General features: G+C 67.5%; 14 protein-coding genes. 12 read left to right on the top strand and 2 right to left on the bottom strand.

What is annotated here, in order from left to right:
- A partial coding sequence (locus ON38_RS34385; protein WP_051165215.1) for a C40 family peptidase occupies positions 1 to 1,068 on the top strand: 1,068 nt, incomplete at its 5' end.
- Positions 1,069 to 1,119: 51 nt separating this feature from the next.
- On the opposite strand, the gene ON38_RS36940 is transcribed toward ON38_RS34385, so the two are convergent.
- Entirely contained in the window at positions 1,120 to 3,228 is a 2,109-nt protein-coding gene (locus ON38_RS36940) for a hypothetical protein (protein ID WP_218000841.1), read from the bottom strand.
- Between the two features lie 618 nt (positions 3,229 to 3,846).
- Between ON38_RS36940 and ON38_RS26735 the strand changes: the two genes are divergently transcribed.
- The 9 genes from ON38_RS26735 (at position 3,847) to ON38_RS26695 (ending at position 16,759) form a co-directional block, all read left to right on the top strand.
- Entirely contained in the window at positions 3,847 to 6,081 is a 2,235-nt protein-coding gene (locus ON38_RS26735; RefSeq protein WP_039827792.1) for a hypothetical protein, read from the top strand.
- Between the two features lie 8 nt (positions 6,082 to 6,089).
- Complete coding sequence (locus ON38_RS26730; protein WP_039827791.1) at positions 6,090 to 8,786, top strand: hypothetical protein; 2,697 nt, start codon at positions 6,090 to 6,092, stop codon at positions 8,784 to 8,786.
- Between the two features lie 32 nt (positions 8,787 to 8,818).
- On the top strand, positions 8,819 to 10,309 hold the full coding sequence (locus ON38_RS26725) for a PPE domain-containing protein (RefSeq protein WP_039827790.1): 1,491 nt from the start codon (positions 8,819 to 8,821) through the stop codon (positions 10,307 to 10,309).
- Entirely contained in the window at positions 10,306 to 10,668 is a 363-nt protein-coding gene (locus ON38_RS26720) for a YbaB/EbfC family nucleoid-associated protein (RefSeq protein ID WP_039827789.1), read from the top strand. The genes ON38_RS26725 and ON38_RS26720 overlap by 4 nt, the downstream gene beginning before the upstream one ends.
- Entirely contained in the window at positions 10,665 to 11,351 is a 687-nt protein-coding gene (locus ON38_RS26715) for a hypothetical protein (RefSeq protein WP_051165214.1), read from the top strand. Before ON38_RS26720 ends, ON38_RS26715 begins: the two co-directional genes overlap by 4 nt.
- A gap of 17 nt (positions 11,352 to 11,368) precedes the next feature.
- Positions 11,369 to 11,737, top strand: a complete 369-nt coding sequence (locus ON38_RS26710) for a hypothetical protein (RefSeq protein ID WP_039827788.1) — start codon at positions 11,369 to 11,371, stop codon at positions 11,735 to 11,737.
- Between the two features lie 28 nt (positions 11,738 to 11,765).
- Positions 11,766 to 12,071 (top strand): hypothetical protein, encoded by a 306-nt coding sequence (locus ON38_RS26705; protein ID WP_039827787.1) that lies wholly within the window; start codon positions 11,766 to 11,768, stop codon positions 12,069 to 12,071.
- A gap of 9 nt (positions 12,072 to 12,080) precedes the next feature.
- A complete protein-coding gene (locus ON38_RS26700; protein ID WP_039827786.1) occupies positions 12,081 to 14,669 on the top strand; it encodes a hypothetical protein in 2,589 nt (862 codons plus the stop codon).
- 86 nt (positions 14,670 to 14,755) lie between these two features.
- Complete coding sequence (locus ON38_RS26695) at positions 14,756 to 16,759, top strand: type VII secretion target (RefSeq protein WP_039827785.1); 2,004 nt, start codon at positions 14,756 to 14,758, stop codon at positions 16,757 to 16,759.
- Between the two features lie 635 nt (positions 16,760 to 17,394).
- On the opposite strand, the gene ON38_RS35665 is transcribed toward ON38_RS26695, so the two are convergent.
- The gene (locus ON38_RS35665; protein ID WP_039827784.1) at positions 17,395 to 18,516 is read right to left on the bottom strand and encodes a hypothetical protein; all 1,122 of its coding nucleotides are present in this window, start codon (positions 18,514 to 18,516) and stop codon (positions 17,395 to 17,397) included.
- 191 nt (positions 18,517 to 18,707) lie between these two features.
- Here ON38_RS35665 and ON38_RS26685 point away from each other — a divergent pair, with 191 nt between their 5' ends.
- Both ON38_RS26685 and ON38_RS34380 read left to right on the top strand, forming a co-directional pair.
- Positions 18,708 to 19,670, top strand: a complete 963-nt coding sequence (locus tag ON38_RS26685) for a C40 family peptidase (protein ID WP_039827783.1) — start codon at positions 18,708 to 18,710, stop codon at positions 19,668 to 19,670.
- 24 nt (positions 19,671 to 19,694) lie between these two features.
- Positions 19,695 to 20,840 (top strand): WXG100-like domain-containing protein (locus ON38_RS34380; RefSeq protein WP_157181926.1); only part of this gene is annotated, 1,146 nt, incomplete at its 3' end.

The raw sequence follows: 20,840 nt of genomic DNA, 5'->3' as shown, positions 1-20,840 counted from the left end.
GAGGACCGGCCGGAACCCGAACCGCTGGTCGATCCGGAGACCGTGGCCCAGATGGCGCCCATGGCGATGATGGCCGGCGCCGCTCTGTTGCCGATGATCGGTTCGGCGCTGTCGGGGCTACTCGGGGGTGGTTCCGGCGGTGCCGCGGCTCCGGCCGCGGCGGGCGGCGGCACCGCGATGGACCCCGAGTCACAGCAGGCCATGAACGCGCTGAAAGCGCTGGAGTCCGTCTACGGCAACGGGGAGCCCACCGACCCCGGGATGAAGAAACTGCGGGAGAAGACCGCTGACTCGGACACGGGCAGCGGTGACGGTCCGGCGATGGTCAAAGCGAAGCGACTGTTCCAAGCGAATCGCGCCACTGCCTTCAACAATCTGGACAAACAGTTCGTCAACTACCTCAATACTCTCGGAACCTCCAACAAGGTCGACCAGAACGCCGTGCGGCGCCTGCTGAAGATGACGAACGACGCCCTGGCCGAGCTCGGACCGATGGCCTACACCAAAGAGGGACAGCAGAAGGTCCGGCAGATCCTGACCGCGGCTCTGCAGACCGCGCACAAGATCGTATCGGGGGGTACGGCGAACAACGGTGACACGGCGTCGGCGATAAATCAGCTCACCAACCAATATCTGTACAACATCATCGGTAAGCCGTTGCCCGGGGGAGTCAAGTTCAATGCCGCCGCCGCGACCGCCCCGGGCGGTTCGGATCGTGCACAGTTCGCGGTCAAGACCGCACTCGCCCAGATCGGCGACCCATATGTGTGGGGCGCCGAGGGGCCGAACGGCTTCGACTGTTCGGGACTGACGCAATACGCCGCGGCCAGGGCCGGGGTGAACATTCCGCGTATCGCAAACGACCAGTACCGGCAGCTACCCGCTGTGAATCCCCGCGATATCCAGCCCGGCGACCTGATCTTCCCGTCGACCAGTATGAAGAACGGCCAGATGGGCCACGTGATGATGTACATCGGCAACGGACAGGTCGTCCATGCGCCCAGAACCGGCGAGAATGTGAAGGTCACGAGCCTGCCGAGCAGCTACGAAGCCCGTCGCTTCGCCTGAGAGAAATACGGGCCCGGTGGAACATCCACCGGGCCCGTGGCGTGCGCTCGGCTACGCGTCCCACGGATCCAATCCCGAAACCGGATCGAGGTGGTCCAGGTTCGCCACGCGGGTACTCCACCGGGCCAGCTCGCGGCGGGCGGATTCCGTCGGGGTGTTGTAGTACTGGTTCGCGGCGCTCCGGAACGATTCCGACACCTCGCTGGCAATGGCCCAGCGGGTGTTGCGACCGACCGCGTTCCATTCGTCCGGGGTGATCGCGCTGCGCAGGGCGAGGTCGGAATCCCAGTTCTGCCGGACCCGGCCGATGAAGCCATGGTTGATCACCGCGCCGGGCGGCGGTGAGCTGGTATGCCGGGCGAAGTTCTCGGCGGCCACCACGGCCTGCGCCGCGAATGCCCGCTTGGTCGAATCGGAATCCGTCGGTCGCAGATGGTTTTCGACCGCACGAGATGCGGCCAGCGCCTTCTGCAACGGTCCCCAACCGTACGGGTTGGTCGACATACTCGCCTTCATGGCGGCCTGCGCGCGCAGAACCTGGTGTACCTGCTCGTCCGGCGCGTGGCCGGCGCGCAGCACAGCGGCCAGATAGCTGTCCGGGACCCGGCTGTCGCCGAGGCCGTCGAGCGCGTTCGCGGCACCCAGCGGGTCGGCCATGCCGCCGTACGGATTGGCCCGGGCCTCCGCCTTGCGCAACCAGTTCGCGCGACCCAGCGTGCCCCACCGGTACAACTCGATTCGCGAGTCCGCCGTCTTGATATTGGCCAGGTCGGACATCTTCTTGCCCCGGGCGAGCGGGTTGAGTGGTCCCGGTGTCGCGGCCATCAGCCAGCCGGTGACCGGGGAGCTGTTGATGGTGTTCAGGGCGGCGACCGCGGCGAGACCGCTCAGCGAGCCGCCGCCGCCACCGCCGCCACCGCCGCCCATGCCGCCCATACCGAGAGCCGTACCGCCACCGCCCCCTGATCCGCCCTGGTTGCCCTGGATGGCCAGGGAGAACCGGTTCGCAACCCAGTCGTTGCCACGGGACAGGCTGCGGTTGAGCCGCCGGATCTGGGAGATCGCCACGATTTCCACGACACAGGCGATGACGATGACCGACATCACCTGCCCTCGTGCCTGGTCGAAGAGGTTGCTCATGAACAGGATGTAGACACCGAGAAAGATCGTGAACACGGTCATGCGCGCGGCGGCGATCAGTCCGTCGACGATATTGCGCACCAGGAAGGTCTGCGTCGGTCCATAGATGAAACCACCCGCCGCGAAGCCGAATATGGACATGAAGCCGTGGTAGATCGTGTTCATGGCCGCCTTCATGACCTTCAGCCCGAGATAGACCGCGAAGAGGAGCAACAGGGTCGCACAGATCAGCAGGATGAGGCCGGTGCCGACCTGTCCCATCGACGGATTGTCTGCGCGGGAGAACGCGGAGCTGTTGCCGCATTGTTTGATGCCCTTGAGAATATTGTCGTCATTGCCCGAGAGGACTCCCGAGGACCACGCCGTCTCGCAGGCCGCGTAGTTGTCGACCACCTGGCCGAAGTTCCAGACCTGGACCGGTTTCCGGGCGAAGTTGTCCGCGAGATCTTCCTGCATCGTTTTCACCAGCAGGACCGGGTTGGGGTTGCTGTCACCGGTCAGTCCGGCCGCGACCGAGATGCCCACATCCCGGCCCTGGGTGAGCAGGCCGTCGGAGGACAGGACATCGGCCAGGGGTTCGGCGAGGAAGACCGGACCGATGATCGCGACACCCAGCATGGTGATCACCTGCATGGTGGCTTTGCTGGGGAAGCCGCGGACGATGAACCAGGCCACGAAGAATGTGCCGATCGTCGCGGCGGTGAGCAGCATTATCGGGGTGGCGATCTGATGGGACAGCGCGGCGGCGACACCGTTCAGCGCATTGGCGAACATATCGAGCCAGGTGAATCCGAAGGTGAACCCGACGATCCAGATGGCTGTGGTCACGATGGACATATAGCCCACGAATTCCAGGCCGAGTATCGTCCACAGCACGGTGTAGCCGGGATTCAGCAGACTGCCTCGGTTCGAGGCAAAGGTATAGCTCGACAGCGGTACGCCGTTGGAATCGGTGATGTTCATCCAGCCCAGGCCGTCGATCTGCGAGACACCGCTGCTCACCTGCGCGGTTGCTACCACACCGACAATTCCCGGGAATACGACGAAGAGAAAGAGAATACCCAGGACCCACAGCGTTCGCCGATGCCACGGATGTTCGGCGAGCCAGTTCCGGGCCCTTCGGACCAGGGTGTCGGGATAGTAACGCACGGGGTCCCAGCCGGTGTCGTCCGCGCGGCGACATCGGAGGCCGCGAGCGTGCCGGGAGAACTGGACCGGCGCCGTCATACCGCACTCACCACCGGGTGCCGGTGCGGCCGGCCGGCGCTGGTGGGATGGCCTGCGATACGGCGGAATAGTTGCACGAGTAATTCCCGGCGGCCGTTCGCCGACCGGGTACAACGCAGGTTCATCCGGTTGTTCCTCCTGCGCCTGAATCCGGGCCTCGTTGGAAGAGGGCATCTTGGTGCACATCGGTTTACGAGTCGCTGACTCGATGATGACGTGTCGCACCAGGTCACCGCTTCCCCCCGGTGGGAATCCCCGACAATGGGGTCTGTCAGGAAGGAGAGGCGCGCATGGTCGGCTGCCGGTGTCCGCGATCTCGGTTCGGCCGGTCCGGAGTGCCCTGCCGCCGCAGCGCTGATGCCTACCGCATGACGCCGACACCGAGCGCTCCCGCCGTCGGCAGGTGAGGCCGTGGCTTTCTGGGACGGAGTAGGCGACTTCTTCAGCGAACACGGGGCCGATATCGCCGTCGGCGCCGTGAGCGTGGCCGGGTTCGCCGTCGGCGGGCCCCTCGGAGCCGCGGTGGCCGGCGGTATCGCCGGTGGGGTCGCCGCGGGTTTCAAAGACGAGAACATCCTGATGGGAGCCGGTCTCGGCGTCGCGGGTGGACTGGTCGGCGGCCTGGGTGGTGTCGCGTTCAGGGGCTCGGCCAAGGGGATTGTCGGCGGGCTGCTCCGCCAGGGGCATTCGCTGGATATAGCCCGGGGGATGGGCGCCGGTGCCGAAAAGATCGCGTTCCAGCGGTCCGGGTTGTTCGCCAAGCGAATTCCCGAGCTGCTCGGGGGCGCGCACTTGTCGCCGTGGAAGACCTATATGGGCCTGTTGAATACGGCCTTCACTCCGTATTACATGGGAGTGATCGAGAACGCTCCGGACGATATCCGTAATAAATGGTACAAGTACACCGGGTATCCCGACATTCCACTGATCGATATCAGTGAGCAGGAGCTCTCCACCATCCCGGACAAAATGCCCCATGTCATGATGCCCGACCCGGATCGCTTGCCGAAGGAACTGGAACTGACCGCGCCGATCGAGGCGACCTATCGCACCCTGCCCACCGCCTACGTGGGTTACCGGAACAGTTTCGGGGAGAAGCCGGGCAAACTCGACCCGCCGAAGGAGCTGGCGGTCGGCGATATCTCAGGGGAGGACAAGGCCCGGATCGCCAACTATCCGCAGAAGGTCGAGAAGATGCGGAGCCGCATGGCCGAACTACGGTCCAAGGCGGCGACGGTCGAGGAGGCGAATGCGCAGACGAGCCAGCTGTGTGCCGCCGGGCGCGGCGATTTGGATCTGTCGGTGAAGTCGCTCGCGGAGTTCGCCGCCCTGGACGCGCGGGATATGAAGCGTATCGGCGCACTCTTCTCCGAGTACTCGCAGAAGAAGAGCCAGTACACCGGTCTACCGGTATTCCAGATCAACCCGGAAAGCCTGGGTGCCGGCCTGCCGAGCGAGGATGTGTACGCGATCGTACTCGTCGACGGTGCCTACACGACGGCCGCGGCGATACTCACCTATTACGCCCAAGCATTCGAGGCGCTGGGCGCGAAGACCGAGGCCGGGCAGCCGACCACCGAGGACACCGCACAGACGCCGGCAACGACGGCGAACACCCCTGCGAACAATGGCTACGATCCCTACTACGACGCCGCGGCCGCCGCCGGAAACCGTACCTGGCCTACCGCGCGGACGAGTCCGTCGACGGTTCCCGCGCCCACCCCGTGGGATCTTACGAGCAAGGCCGGCTCGGAAACCGGAGCCGAGCGCGCAGCGTCCGAGGATCCGGTCGCCGGTGTTTCCGGCGCCACCGGCACGGCAACCACCACCCCGGATACCTCGTCGGTCCCGGCTGCGGCGGTACCCGCGGTGTCCACCGCGGGAAACGCCATGGGATCAGCACTGAACTCGATGATGCTCCCGTCGCTGATGCAGGCTTTGATGGGCAACAACCGCCCGGGAGCCGGAGCGGATCCGGAGAAGGACCACCGGGACGGGCGGGAAAGGCCCGAGGCGTACCCGGGCCCGGCTCCGGCGCCCATGCCCGCGCCGGCGGTCAACGGTGTGCCCACCGCACAGCAGCCGGCGCAGCCGGCGGCCGCCGCACCGAGTGGCGAGACCAGGCCCGCTGTGGCGCGTCCCGATTCCGGGCGGCCGCCCGGGAATCCGCTGCCCGCGCACACTCCCGACGACAAGGGGACGGTGGTCTACACCGTCCCCGACGGCCGGACCGTAGAGGTTTCCGCCGTGGTGGCGCGGGGGCTGGACGCGGCATTCGGTAACGCGTCGGGCACCGATGCGCGTGCGGCGTACACCGGGACGCCCGCGGAGTGGACCGATCCGAAACGGATAGGGCGCCGGATCGATCCGAGCGAGACAGTGACCGGCGACGTCGGCGCTTGGGAGGACCGGACCGCCGTAATCGTCCGGTTCGACGGCCAGGATGTACTCGAGGCGGTGGTCGACGGTGCGTTGGTGAAGGTCACCGAGCTGTCGCAGATGCGGGACGAGGCGGGTGACTTCGGCGGGTTCGTCGGTATCTTCCATCCGCCCGGTATCGACAAGGTGCCGGATGGTTCCGCCGCGACTGCGGTTCCCGGTGCCTCCGCCGACCCGGCGGGCGCCGGCGCCACGGTATCGGTGTAGGAGGCTCAGTGGTCGAGTTACGGGATATCGCAGGTTTCGCGCTCGATGTCGGGGTGAGCTACGGCCTCGAGCACGCGATGAAGGGCGGAAGCGCCGGCCTCGGGAAACAGATGTTCGTCGGTTCGGTCGCCGGTGGACTCGGCGGGGTGCTGGGTGATGCGGTCGCCAACGGAGGCTTCAGTCTGCAGGGTAGCTCTGAGGCGTTTTTCTACGGTGCGCTCGGCGGTGCGGTCGGCGCGAGCGCGGATCGATATATCTCGTGGCGGATGGCGAAAGGGAAAACCGCGGCCGACGACGCTTTGAAAGAGGCGAACTCGGCCAAGTCGACCGCCGATGCGGATCGGGAAGCGCTGGAAAACGCGGAAAAGGCGCACACGGCCGCCCAAACGGATCTGGGTAAGGCCGAGGACGCTCTCAGACAGGCGAACGCGGAACTCGGACCTCTGCAAACAAGGTACGACGATGCCTTGCGCAGGGCACAAGCCGATCCGGACAATGCCATACTGCGGGATGAGTTGAACAGTGCACGGGACGACCTGAAGGCGGCGCAAGACAAAGTCAGGGCAGCCGAGGTGGCACGTGACAAGGCGCGAGAGGATCTCCGCCTGGCGGGTGACAAGTTCAACGAACTGGATGCCAAGCGAGGCGACCTCGACAGTGCAAAAAGTGCGGCCGACGATGCCTTCAAAAATGCCGAAGCGGCAGTAAAGAAAGCCGGTAAGCGAGCCGACAACTTCAACAAGTATCAACGGGGCCTGTTGGTCGGTCTCGGCTCCGCCACCTTCATGACGATCAATGAGCACGGCATGCCCTGGTCCTCCGACGGGTCCGGCGGAGATCAGCCGGGTGCGGCCGTGAACAGGGTTCCCTTGATGTGGGACGGTTACCAACCCGCCGCGGCAGCGGGGTTGATGGGCCAGCCACCGTTCGAGCAGGGGTCGTCTCCGCAGAAAGGGCAGGGCTTTCTACTCCGCCCGGAGGGGCTGAATCCCAGTATCGCCCTGTGGTACGGGGGCCCTTCCAATTCCTACGCGCATTCTCTGGTGACCACCCACGAGATGTTCGGCGATCTGAAGAAGAAGGAAGACCTGAAGATCACCCCGATTCCGGCGATGCCGACAACGGTGCAGAACCCCAGCGGTTTCAGCGCCAAGGGTGGCGCCACCTACAAAGACCTGTCCCAATCACTCAACGAGGTGGGCAAGAAGCTGACCGAGACGCAGCATAGCGTGGTGAATGTACTGCCGAAGGTGGAGGAGATCAGCAAGCGCGGCAAGGAGAACGTCGGCAAGATCATCGTCGGCACGAACAGGTTCATGGTGGAACGCCTGCAGACCGGCTCGGACCAAGAGGTTCTCGTCGTACTGGGCCAGGGATTCAGCGAAATCGCCAATGAGATCCAGAATGCCGCGCAGGCGAACCAGAATTTGGCCGACGGCATCCAGAACCCGACCGCGGCGCAGGACGCGGCCGCGGCCCAGAACCTGGCCAACTCGGTCGGTAGTTATGCCGGCCAGATGAGCAATCCCGGCTATATCCCCGACAGTTCGCAGATCGGCGTGAACAACCCTTGGGACCCGGGCAACCTCGGTACCAGCAGCGCCACGACTCCGGACACCTCGGCGCTGAAGGACGCCACCGAGAAATTCCGGGATCAGGCCGAGAGCCTGGCGGATGCGGCGAACACCCCCTCGAGCGTCAACCCCGCCTCCTTCGATCCGGGTGCCGCCCTCAACCCGGGCGCCTCCCAACTGGGATCCGCCGGATCGATGGGTGGGATGGGCAGCCTGATGGATATGATGTTGCCGCTTCAGCTCATGGCCCAGCAAAGGGCCATGCGGGAGGCCGTGGACCCCGATATGGGCGACCGGCTGGACGATCTGGATCCGTCCCGCTACGACCAGGCCGCCGTCCCGACCATGCCGCAGGCGCAGCAGCCGGTGGGAACCACACCGTGGTCGAATCAGGCGGCCGCGAACAATGCCGCCGCCACCCCGGCTCAGCCCGCCGTGCATCACCCGGCCGGCGCCCCCAACGGCGCCACCTCCTCCCAGCCCACCACCGCGATGCCGAAGCGGGTGCCTGGAGACGACGGTCTGGTGCCGTATGTGTTCCCGGAAGAGACCCAGCGTGTGCCGCTCGCTGTGGCGCTGGCACTCGACAAGGCGTTCGCCAACAAGAGCGGTACCGATGCTCAGGCCGCGTACCAGGGAACCGCGGGGGCGTGGACGGATTCGAAGGATATCGGTCCCGCGGTCGATCCGGCGCAGCTGGCCACCGGTGATGTCGGTACCTGGATCATCCGGCAGCCGAAGAAAGAGTCGCAGCCCGCGGAACCGGTTCCCGCGCAGGCCGGCACCGATGCGCAGATCCAGCCCGCGGCGATGGTCACCGTCGGTGGCGACACCGGAGACAAGAAGAACGAGCCGGATACCGGTTCGAGTGGAGAGCCGGAATACAAGACCGCCATTCTGGTCGTGTTCGGAGAAGGCGAGAGTGGCACCCTGAAAGCCGTGGTGAACGGAGAGCTTCAGCAGTACGAGGCGGAAATGTCGGATACTGGAGGTGACTTCGGTGAGTTCGCCGGGTTCAAGCACCCGAAGGGTGTGGAGGCCACCGGCGGCAAGGGGCAGGACAGCGAGACGATGGCGACATCCGGTGACCAGACCACGGCCGATATACCGTCACTCACGATGCCGGTCTAGGGGTGCGCAGCCACGGTGAGAGGAGATGAGACATGCCGGTGAATGTCGATCTCGGTGAGCTCGTGTCCGTCGCGGGCCGATCCGCCGACCTCGCGCGGCTCACAGGAGCGGCGATGCCGCGCGAATGGGTGCTGCCCGCGGGGGCCGATCCCATCTCGGCGCAGGCGGTTCCGCAGCTGAATGCGCAGGCCGCGACGCTGTTCAACGCCACCATCGGCGTGCTGAACAAGATCCAGCGCGACGCCCACCGCATCGGTGCGGCGGCGACGGAGTACTCGACGGCCGATGACGAGGGCGCCCGTCTCGTCAACGCCTCGGGAGGCGAAATAGTGGCCAACCCGGTCCCGGCCGTGGAACCGGTGGGATACCGGCGGGTACCGGAGGGGCTGGGCAGTATGCCCGTGGTCACCGGAGACCCGTTGACCCTCGCCAAGCAGTTGCACAGTGGCCCGGGCCCGGAACCCGCGCATCGGTTCGCCGATTCGGTACGGCTGTTCAACGCGAGCTCTCGGACCCAGGCATCCGCCGATATGGATAGTGCGAGCTCGGTCCTGCAGAACTGGACGCCGGTGGGGACAGAGGTCGCCCAGCGATTCGTCACGTATCGCGGCTGGATGGATCAATTGGGTGACGCGATGGAGAAATTGGCGCAGGGAGCCGAGGATTACGGCAACGCCTTCTCCCGCGCCAAGGCGAAACACCCCACTCCGGAGGAGATCCTGGCCGCGCGAAAGCGAATGCTGGCCGCGGCGCGTGCGAAGAACGAAGCCGCGCTCGCCGCCGCTACCGCGGAATACAACGAATTGAATGTACGGTCGGGCGAAGCGGCGGGATCCTACGCCACGGAAACCGGTACCAGTATCGCGAATTCGTCGCAGGGTACGGCCGCCGCGGCGCAGTCGGGCTCCGGTGGTTCCAGCGATTCGCTCTCCCAGATGCTGCCGATGCTGATGCAGATGATGCAGCTCGGCAACAACGGCCTGGACCAGGCCGACGACATCTCCGACGACGACTGGTACGACGATTCCTTCGACGATTACGGTCTCGGGGATTACGCGATACCGTCATTGGGAGGTCCTTCCGGCGGGTCGCCCTCGCTCTCGCCCTCGCTGCCCGGCAGCACCATTCCCAGCGCGGCGGATGTCCAGACGCTCTCGGCGACGACCTCCATGCCGTTGGCCGCTATGACCGGCGGCAGCAATGCCGGGTCTCCGGCCCGGGTGCCGCTGGGCGACGGAGGCGCGGCCGGTGCTGCCGCTGTTCGTGGTGCCGGTGCCGGTGCCGGTATGCCCATGATGCCCATGGGGGGGCCTATGGGCGGGGGGATGGGTGGTGCCGGCGGCGGTGGCGGTAACGAACGCAACCGCGTGGTCGCCTGGCATCCCGACCGGCTGATGTACGTCGACGACACTCCGCACACCGAACCCGTTATCGGGGAACGGCCCACCATCGCGCCGACGGTCACCCAACCGACCCCGACGCCGGCCAATCAGGCCCCGACCCGCTCCGGAGGTAACGCATGAGTATCCACCCAGATGTGCAGGCCGCGTTGGACGCGGCCCGCGAACTACGGCATCGCATCGCCGATATGCGGGAGCGTATCGATGATGTGCGTGCCCGGCGGCCCTCGCCCAGTGGCACCGTCATCCCGGAAGTGGACGCCATGGGGCGGCTCACCAGCCTGTACCTGGCGCCGGGTACCGCGGGCCGGTTCACCAGCGAGGAACTGACGGCCGAGATCATGGCCGCCATCCGGGAGAGTACCCGGGACGCGGCCCGGCAGTACCAGGCGATCATGGAGACCGTGATCACCGAGCACAGCGAAGCGGACGACGCGGCGGACGGTCGTGAGTCCGCCGGTGTCGCCGAGGCGGTGCGGTGACCGGTACCGAGCCCGCGGACGCGGCCGACGATTCGGTCTCGGCCGCCGACGCCATCGGCTGGCTCCACGAGGAAGGCCTCACGCGGCTCGCCGCGCTGGGTTCCGGCTCGCCGAACCCGGCGGTCGCCTTCTCCGTCGATGTCGCCACCGGCATCGTCACCAAATATCCGGCGGCCAACGGTGGGATCGGCGCCGATTCGAGCACGGTCGCAGCCGATGATCTGCCGGCTCCTCTGGAGAGCTCGAATCGGCTGGTGGTCGTCGGTATCACCAGCACCGACCAGATACTGGTGGTCGACCTGGCCGGATCGCTGGTCATCGGGATCAACGGTGAACGGCCCGAATTGGCCGCACGATCCTGGGTGATGCAGTTGCTCCTCAACCCGGACATCACCGCGACCACCAACAGTGCCGATGTGGCGATCGGCAACAGTCCACGCTGCCGCAAGAGCTTCATACCCGGTGGTGGTGGTTCGATCATCAGTGTCGACGACGGTAACCCCCCGGTGACCACCATATCCATGAATTCCGATGTGGAAGGTTCCGACTATTTGGACCTGCTCGGCGACGGTACCGGTGAAATGTATCTGGGAGCGCGGGTCTGGCCGCTGCGGCTGGTCATGACCATCGGCGACGCCACGTGGTCGTCGCTGTCGAAAACCTTGGACCGGGTAGCCGGATAGATTCGCAGGAGAAGAAGATGAACGACGATTTCGACTACGACGACCTCGAAGACGATCAGGAGGACGCCGCGGCCACGAAACCCGCCGCTGCTCCGCAGATACACGAGGTTTTCAACCCCGATCACACCGTCGGAGTGGCCTGTGACCGGGACGGTGAGATCGTCGGGTTGCACATCACCGAGGATGCACAGGAAAACGGCGACAACTGGCTGAGCGCGGAGATACTCAAGGTCGCCGGTCTCGCCCACGCGAAATCACGCCTCGGTCTGCGGCGGGAGATGGAGTCCAACGGCGCTCGCTCCTACACGATCGACTCGTTCGGCCTACCCACCGAAGCCGCCTATCAGGCCATGGAAGACGAGGCCTTCGGCCTCCGCCCCGCCTGATACGCGCACCGACAGACAGGACACCACCATGGTGAACATCCTCTCCCTCGACTCGGTGCGGGCCATCGTCGGTGACGCCGCCGGAGCGCTCACGGTGATGACCGACGATATCGGCACCACCGTGGATTCGCTGGTATTGCAATCGAAAGCCGACTCGCCGCTGGACCGTGATATGACCGGCAAATTGGATTGGATTCGCGAAGTCTTCACCACCGCGGCTGCCGACGTCACGGAACAGTCCGGAATCACCGTCGAGGCCACCGGTTACGGCACGACCGTGCTGTCGAACGCCGATATCGACGGTCAGACGACCGTGCGCTCTGCCGCGGTCTGATCGGACACGATGGCGCCGGAGCAGACGAGCCCGTACTGGGACCGCATCGTCGGAGACCGTTGGCCGCAGATACCGCCGTCGGCCTGGCACGGTCTGGCGGACAACGCTCGTGAGGGTGCGGCTGCCCTGAACCTGGTCGATGTGGAACAGGCGCGGCGCGCGTTCGAACAGACGGTTCAGCAGTCGGTGGGGCTGGCGGAGATCCGGCGGGCGCTCGTGGCGCTGGAGGCGAATCCCCGGGCGTTCGCGGCCGCTCTCTCCGCCGCGGCGGATACCTTCGACACGTTCGGTGACGTGGTCCGGCGTACTCGTAACCAGATTCTCGACGTCGTCGCCGATGCCGCCGAACGGATCGAGCAGGCCACCCGGGGCGACAACAACGACGACGGCGAGGAAGGCGATGCGGCCGAGGCCGAGGCCGACCGTCAGGCGACGGAGGCAATCCTGGACGATGCCCGGGGAGATGTGCGCGATATCGTCGCCGCCGCCCTCAATTCGCTGGGTCCGCAGGGGCTACCGCGGCTGGACGATATCGCCGAAGCGCTCGGGCAGCCGGGCCCTTGGCGTAAGGGCGGGGGCATGCCCGGTGTCGCACCACGCAGACCCGGAGCCCCCGGCGGGCCGGGCCGGCACCGCGACGTTCCGCGCCACCACGGGCCGGGGTTCGAACAGGGACCCTGGGTCCCCGGACACGACCGGCCCGTGCGGCCCGATCCGATCGCCGGGCAGATCCTCATCGACCTAATCGACGACCTGCTCCATCCAGAACCGGACCCGACGGTGCTCGGACCACCGCCGGCTCTCGACCTGCAGACACCGGTAGGCGTGGAGGATGGGCCGCCCGCGCTCACGGATCCGGGCGGGCAGACCGACACCACCGGACCGGCGCCGGCGGTAACCAACCCCGCTTCCGGGGGATCCGGCGTCACGCAGCCCGCGCAGCCGGTGGAGAACGCCGCCCCGGCGGCCGAAACCGGTACGGACGGTGCGGAGAACGGCGCCGATACGACCGCTGCCGCCGAATCCACCGAATCCACCGAGTCCACCGAATCCACCGAGTCCGCCGAATCGTCGAGTACCGAGACCGGCGGGGAGCCGGACGAATCCACGCGGCCCGACCGTGAGGTCTCGACCCAGGACCGCGCCGATACGCCGGAGGCCTGGGGTCTTGCCCGGCAGGCCGGTTCGCACGACACACCGGAGTCCGACGCCCAGAGCGTGCCTCCCGGCGCCGTGCCACCGCCGGTACTGCCGGCGGCGATGGGGGGCCCGGTCACGGGAACAACCATGGCTTCCGCGGCCCCCGGCGCGAGTACGGCGGCTCCGGCGAGCGGTCCGGCGGCGAGCGGCCCTGCCTCTGCCCCCGCGGCGGTGACATCGGCACAGGCCGGGCGGAGCGCGGTGGCACCGCTGGAATCCCAGCGAGGTCCGGGCGCCACCGGTAAGACGCTCGCTTCCACGTCCCAGCCGGGGGTCAGTGCGGCGCCCGACGGGAAACAGCCGGTGCCTGTGCCGGACCGTGATCCGGGCGCCGGGAAAACGCGTGGTCCGGGCGACTTCGTACAGGAGGCCGTCGGTGCCGCCATGATCTCGGCTTCCGCACCGGCCTTCGTGGTCGGCGAACGCGTCGACGGGGATCTGGTGCTCGCGCGCACACTGCTGGGCGGAATCCGTGCGGCCACCGATTCCTGGGTCGTCGGAGTGGACTGGGCGGTGGCGATCATGCGCCACTCCAGCGGGGTCAGCGCGTTCGTCACGTCGAACGAGGGTCGCGGCTGGTTGCCGGCCCGGCTCTATCTGCCCACCGAAGTGTCGCTGCCCTGGCTGTGGGCCGTATCCGAGGGGTCGGGATGGGAGGGTGCCGCGGACCCCGCTCGGATACTGGTGGAGTTCGCCATCGCCTGGGGCGCGAAGTCCGGCTCGAAGTTGTCCGCGCTGGCCTCGTCGCAGCCCATGGATCCCGTTCTCGGCGCGCGACTCGGTAGCGTCGCGCTCGCCGGTTCGGTGGCGGCCTCGGACACCATGGATTTACGCAGTCCCGCGCCGGGCACGCTGGATCGTCTGGGGGTCACCTCCTCGCCCCGGCTGCTCGACCGAGCGGCCAAGGTTCCCGACCGGGATATCGCCCTGCGCTGTCTGGAATTGGCGGTCGACGCGCATATCCGGGTTCAGCGCGCGGAACTCGCGACGGTGGACACGATGGAGGCACCGGAGATCAGGCTGCGGATCCTGCGCGCGCTGCGCGACGGCCGCGATTTCGCCGACAGTTGGTGGGAAGAACTCCAGGATGTCGACGATCTCATCGCCGCGACCGCACTCGGGCACCGAGCCGACACGAGCCGCGTCGGACTCGGCGAACTCCGTTCCGGGGCGGCCGATCTCGATCCGGGCTCGGACCTGTCGATATTGCGTGCCCTCACCTTCCAGCGCCGCTGCAACGAACTGGTGCTGCTCCTGGTGGAGGAGAAGTCGCGCCAGACACTGCGTGACTCCATGTACGCGCACACGCAGGTCCTGGGGCATCCATTGTTCGTGACGCCGCCGGCCGCCCCACCGGCTCCGCAGCGGTCGACGGTCACCACCGGTGCCCGCCGGTGAAGCCGGCGCGGGCCGCCCGCAGTATCTCCCCAAGGTTGGGAAGAATCGACAATGAGAGAATCGCTGTGGGAAAGGATTGATCGAGCATGCCGGAATGGTTGGATATCGACCCTGCGGTACTGCGTCAGCTGGCACTTCAGCACGATCAGGTAGCGGCGGAGACCCGGGAATGGGCTCAGCCGCCATCCGAATGGCTCGCCAACTTCGAGCCCACCTACGGCAAGATCGCCAATCCGGTCAAGGAAGCGCTGGAACGGTACTACGACGCTCGGTTACGCGCCGGTGAGGCCCTGGCCAGAGAACACGAGCAAACCGCCGCCTCACTGCGCGAATCCGCCAATGCCTATGAGCGGACCGACGCGGAAGCCGCCGCAAGTGTGAACCGTTCGGGTGAGGACGTCGGCGGCCGGGGCGGGACCTTCGGCGACCCGGCCACCTCCGGATTCGCTCCCACTTCGACGGCCCCGAACAGCCAACTGGGTGCCCCGGTGGCCACCGGTCCGGGCGCCGGCGCGGGCTTCGGCCCCTCGACGCCTCCGGGACAGATGGATCCGGCGGCCGCCGCGAACGGTGCCGGACAGGGTCCGAGCGGCGCCCCGCCCGGACAGAGCCAGAACGGTGCCGCACCCGGTGGCGTGACCGCCATGCCCGGCGCGGTGCCAACCACTGAGCAGACCTCGGGGGCGGGAACCGCACCCGGCGGCAATGCGGTCCCCGGCGCTCCGGCGGGTGCCGGAACGGCTCCGCCTGGTGGCGCGCTGGTCGGTGGGCCTCTCGGCGCCGGCTCCGGTGCCGCCGACGACCGCGGCACCACCACCCCGCCCAGCGGCGCGAACGCGGCGCAGGACGGGACCGCCGTCCCCGTCGTCGGGGCCCCGACACCCTTCAACTCGGCGGTGGCCTCGGCGAAGGACAAGGAAGCCGAGCCTGCCTACATCGTCGGCGACGCGGTGCACGAGGACCTTGTCATCGCCAAGACACTGCTCGGTGCGGTCCTCGCCGCTACCGGCGAAGCAGTCGGGATCACCTGGGCGGTCGCGGTATTGCGCGGTCCGGCAGGTGCGGGCCTGTTCATCACCTCCAATGAGGGCCGGGGCTGGCTCCCGGCCGGTCTGTTCCTGCCGCGTCAGGTGTCGACACCGTGGCTGTGGGACGAGCTGCTCGGTGCCGACGGTGAAGTCGCCGCACCGTGGGAGGGCATTGCGGACCCGGCGCGAACGCTGGTCGAATTCGGCCGGGCATGGGGTGCGAAAGCCAATGCCGTGCTTTCCGCGGTCGCCTCCTCCGGCCCGATCGACCCCGGCCTGCGGAGTCGGCTGAGCGAGGTCGCCATGGAGGGCCTCGTGGGGCCCGGAACCGATCTGGATCTGCGGGTGCCCACCCCCGATACCACCGACCGGCTCGGTCTCACCGGTTCGGTGCCCGCGCTGGAATCGGTGGCGGCGGTGCCGGACGCCCAGGTCCGCAAGCGTTGTATGGAACTGGCACTGGACGCCCATACCCAGGTCGGGCGTACCGTTTCACAGCATTTCGACAGCTCCGGTTCACGGGCTATCCGGGATCGGATCCTGGCGAAGGTGGAAGCCCGCGAGGAAGTGCCCGCGTCCTGGTGGGAGGAACTCCGCGACGCCGACGACCTCCTGGCCGCGGAGATGGTGTCGCAGCGGCTCGATGTGGGCCGGGTCGATCTCGGTGCCATCCGGGTGGATGACGAAGTGAGTGCCCTGCGGGCCATGGTCTGGGATCGGCGCTGCAACGAATTGGTGGCGCTCTTGGCGGAGGACCCGAGTCGGCAGGTCCTGCGCGATGCGGTCTACGCCCATCAGGAGATCATCGGTCACCCCTCGTTCGTGGCTGCTCCGGCGGCTGTCACCACGGGTGCCGAGGATCAGGTGGTCCGGCCGGTCGCCGGTGGGTCCGGGGTCTCGGCTCCGGCGGAACAGGCCGGTGCCCCCGTGGAGCCCGCGGCGCCGAGTGCCGGCGGTCCGCCGTCCGGCACGGTCGTCGCTCCGGACGCCGGCGGGCCTCCGCCGGGCGCGCTGCCGCCCTCGGTGACACCGCCTCCCGAATCGCGGGGCGCCTCGTCCTGATTTCCCGGTGACAGATTCCCTGTCGGTTCCGCGCGGGACATCTGTCTACGGGAAGGCCGCACCGAGGACTCCTCGACGCCCGGCCGGTATCCGGTGTGAGCGGATCCGCGCATTGCCGGGTTACCGGACAGCCTTCATCACCGGTCCGCACGGTTGTCGGTCTGCGGGCGGGGAGCAGTTCATCGGACCCGGACAGCAGGGAATTTGTACGCTTGCGAGTCCGTTCGAGAGGTTCGGCTTCGACCGCTGCCGCGAGATCGGTATCGATGGATGCGCCGGGCCCGCCTGGTCGGCCGGTTCTTCTTCCCGGTGCGTCCTGTTGCCAGTGGCGTACACCCCACCCACTGTGGATTACGCATGCCGTGGTGGAAAGCCGGCGGTGCGTTCAGCGCGGTTCCGGCGTCCTATGGCGCCTCGGCGCGGACGGGAATCCGGTCCACCGCAACCGGCGATGTCGTGTCGGCGGTCTGGTCGGCGGATCCATGCCGCACATTCGCCGGGCTCCGAGGTGGGCCCACGCACTGGCGTAGCCCACTTCCCGGCCGGGTATCGAGCCGTCGACGCGGAGGCGGCCCGCACAAGAGAGCGGGTGCGGGCGTCCCCGGAAAGCCGGGGAATCCGCTGTGTCGTAGGTCCTAGACCTGTTTGCTGGGAGATGTCGGACCGTACGGAATATTGTTCTGTGGGGCGGTCGAACCCGGATTCGGCGGTGCGTTCTCGCCCGGAGTGGGGGCCGCGCCGGTGGGCGGAGCGGCTACCGTCGGATCGGAGGCCGGACCCGGGGCCGGGGGAGCGGGCTGGCCCTCCGGCTGGTCCTCGTCCTCCCCGTCCTCGTCCTTCTTCTGGCCGAGGAGCTCGGGCAGCTGGCCGAGCATGGGCATGAGCGCCATCGGCAGCATGGCCAGCATCGGCAGCATGGAACCGAGGCCGTTCGCCGCCGCACCGGCGGCCCCGGCTGCACCGGCAGCACCGGCGCCGCCACCACCGGACCCGCCGGAACCGGAGCCACCGCCCGCGGCCCCGACGTTCACATCCTGGGCGGCCGTGACGACTTCGTTCACCTTCACCACCGCGGCGGCGATATGGTCCATCACCGCGGCGGCTTCGCTCGAACTGAGTTTCTTCGACGCCACCGTCAGCAGGGCGGCGTTCAGATCGCCCTCGATATGCACGATCTTGAGCAGTGTCTGTGCCTGCTCGGCGGCGACCATCTGGGAGGTTCCGTCGACCTGCGCATCCATATCGACCAGTGAGTCCTGGCGCGCGCTCGCGGAGAACACCTGCTGCTTGTACAGCTCGACGCCTTTACCCGACCCCGGCATATCCGCGGCCTGGACCTTGGCCGGCATTACACCGCCACGCGGCGCGGGCGGTGGGTCGGACCGGCCGAACCCGAGCACATCCACCGATTTCTGCATCGCGTCCTCGGCGTCGGCGATGAAATTGTTGACGATATCGTTCGTTTCGGAGTCGGCCTTCATCCGGACCAGCTCGACCTTGTGTATCGGCTTCGCGGGGCCGGTCCTCTCGGCGACCAGTAATCCGCCCTCGGCGGCCGGACCGTCGGCGCTCACCGGGACGGGTTTTCCGGTGGCGGGGTCCGTTTTGCTCATCAAGGTGGTCGGCCGGTCCTCCGGGGCGCCGGGAACCGGTCGGCCGGGGCGTGGGTCACCCGGCCGGAGGCCGCCGGGCGGCCGCCGATCGTCCGGTTTCGTTCCGGGGGTGTCGATATCCGCGTCTGCCGTCGCTGTATCCATCCGCTGCCGTCGCCTCCCGTGATGTCATCTTCATTGTGTTGTCTTCCTAGAGATGGGAATAGGAGGAATGTCGTTCGTCCGCGTGTTGTCGCATAGTCGAACGGACAACATAGGCTTGATTGCCGAGAAATTGCCCGGGGTGCTGGGGCAGAGAGGTAAGTCGGTGCGATGAGCGATGGTGAGCTGATCGTATGCCGGCACTGACCGATGATGTGCACGGTGTGTTGCGCGAGCTGCTCGGGCTGTACGGGGCCGGGCAGCCGTCCGAGCGCGCGGCCGCCCAGCTCGCGCAAACCATGGCGGCGGACCTGTCCAGGCTCTCCGGCACGGGTGCTCGCGGCTACGGCGACGCGCTGGGGATCCAGCGTACGGTGCTCGACACCCAGTACGGCAGGGACGGCATCGTCACTACGACGGTCGGTGAGTCGGGGGCCGGGACGCTCAACGGGCGCGGGGTATTGAACAGCCAGATCTCCGACCTCCAAGCGCGTATCCAGGCCATCACCACCATCGCTGACACCCGGTTCAGTGGCCCGGCCCTACTCGATTCGGCCCAGCAGACCATCACGAACGCGACCAGGCAGGTGAACGCCGATATCGACGCGGCACGCAGACAGGCGGCTCGGATAATGCCGCCGGTGGCGCTCGCCGAGCGCAACCGAAAAGCGTCGTCCCCGCCCCGCAAGAGGCGGCGACGACGACCGCGCATGGTGTCCGGGCAGCAGACCTCGAATCAACCCACCCGGCGCGGTATACGCCGGAATTGGGACAAGACCCGGGGCGGGCGGGCCGCGCAGGCAGCCGACGGTGCGCTCGGCCTGCCCTATATCTGGGGTGGGGGTGGCGCCGGTGGGCCCAGCGGGGGTGGTTTCGACTGCTCCGGGCTGACCCAGTACGCCATCGCGCAGGCCACGAACGGCGAGGTGGTCCTGCCGCGGACCACCTACGATCAGATCTACGCCGGCGAACGGATCGATCCCCGTGAGGTTCGCGCAGGCGACCTCGTGTTCCCGGCGTCGTCGTTCAGCTCTCGCGGACCCGAGCATGTTCAACTCGCCGCCGGTAACGGTATGGTGATCGAGGCGCCCTATTCGGGTGCCACCGTCACCTATTCACCCATGCCGGCCAGTGCTGTCGTGGTACGGGTCGTCTGAATCGTCTGAGCGGAACTCTCGCCCTTGGCTATCGAGATACCACACGAAGTGGCGGCGTTCCTGAACTTCATCGGCGTCCCCTATCCGGATATCAATGAGGACCAGGTTCGGGAATTGGCCGGGCACGTCCGCACTTTCGCCGACGAGGTCGCCGGGACCCACGACGCGGCGACCGGCGCGATCACCGAGATGGGTTCGGTTTATCAGGGGCAGTCGTATCGCGCGCTGGTGGCGTCCTGGGCGAGCTTGAGTTCGTCACATATGGAAAGGCTGGACGAGTTGTGCCGGGCCGTGGCGCAGGCTCTGGAGATCGCGGCCGAGGTGATCACCGTTGTCAAGGTGGCGGTACTGACCGAGCTCGTGGTGCTGGCCGCCGCCTATGCCGGCGCGATGGCGGCCACCGTGGCGACGTCGGGCGCCTCGGTGGCACTGAGCCAGTCCATTTCACTCGCGGCCCGGCGCCTGATCAAGGCCATGGAGGAGATGCTCATCGGCTACATCGTGGCCGAGGTATTGGGCAAGGCCATCGAGCCGCTCGAGGACGCGGTGGCGGACATGATCAACGGCGTGGTCTACAACACCGCGGCCGATCTGCTGGGCGTCGACCCCGGCAAGGACGGTGTCGTGTACATCGATCCGGACGAGGTCCGCCGCTACGCCCAGGTCCTCGACGACCACGCCGACGACATCATGAAACACGCGGAGAAGTTCGCCAACGGTGTCGCGGCGCTCGACTTCACAACGCCGGTCGGCATGCCCGGTGTGAGTGCTCCGGCGATCCAGCCGGGTGGACCCTCGACATCCCCGGTTGCCGACTCGCCGGTCCGGCAGCCCGCTCCACAGGAAGTGGCTGCGACGCCGCGGAACTGGATCCCCGGGTCCACTGCCGATGCGGCGACGGACCAGGGCGCGGCGGCGCCCGCCGACACCAGGTCTCCGGCCGCGGCGGCTCCACCGCAGAGCGCGACGGGTTCGCCCCCGACGGGGCAGGCCCCGGCCGGGCAGAGCGGTACGCCGGATGCGAGCGCCGGAACCGGGCCGGCGCAGGCCGGCGCCCCTGGGACCGCAGGTCCCGTTGCCGAGAGTCCGGCGGTCGGCGCCCAATCGGCGGAGCCCCGTGGGGAACGCCCACCGGTGGTGGGCGGCCAGGAACCGGGTTCCGACCGGCCG

Origin of the sequence: Nocardia testacea NBRC 100365 (genome assembly GCF_000308775.1) — a bacterium.
Lineage (GTDB): Bacteria > Actinomycetota > Actinomycetes > Mycobacteriales > Mycobacteriaceae > Nocardia > Nocardia testacea.
Note: the sequence above shows the minus strand (reverse complement) of the source record. Positions and strands in the feature narration are given on the sequence as shown.

What these genes read in the sequence shown, in the direction of transcription:
- ON38_RS26700 (WP_039827786.1), top strand. Translation starts at nt 12,081, where the DNA reads ATGGCGCCGGAGCAGACGAGCCCGTACTGGGACCGCATCGTCGGAGAC.
- ON38_RS26710 (WP_039827788.1), top strand. Translation starts at nt 11,369, where the DNA reads ATGAACGACGATTTCGACTACGACGACCTCGAAGACGATCAGGAGGAC.
- ON38_RS26685 (WP_039827783.1), top strand. Translation starts at nt 18,708, where the DNA reads ATGCCGGCACTGACCGATGATGTGCACGGTGTGTTGCGCGAGCTGCTC.
- ON38_RS26695 (WP_039827785.1), top strand. Translation starts at nt 14,756, where the DNA reads ATGCCGGAATGGTTGGATATCGACCCTGCGGTACTGCGTCAGCTGGCA.
- ON38_RS35665 (WP_039827784.1), bottom strand. Translation starts at nt 18,516, where the DNA reads ATGGATACAGCGACGGCAGACGCGGATATCGACACCCCCGGAACGAAA.
- ON38_RS26725 (WP_039827790.1), top strand. Translation starts at nt 8,819, where the DNA reads ATGCCGGTGAATGTCGATCTCGGTGAGCTCGTGTCCGTCGCGGGCCGA.
- ON38_RS26705 (WP_039827787.1), top strand. Translation starts at nt 11,766, where the DNA reads ATGGTGAACATCCTCTCCCTCGACTCGGTGCGGGCCATCGTCGGTGAC.
- ON38_RS26720 (WP_039827789.1), top strand. Translation starts at nt 10,306, where the DNA reads ATGAGTATCCACCCAGATGTGCAGGCCGCGTTGGACGCGGCCCGCGAA.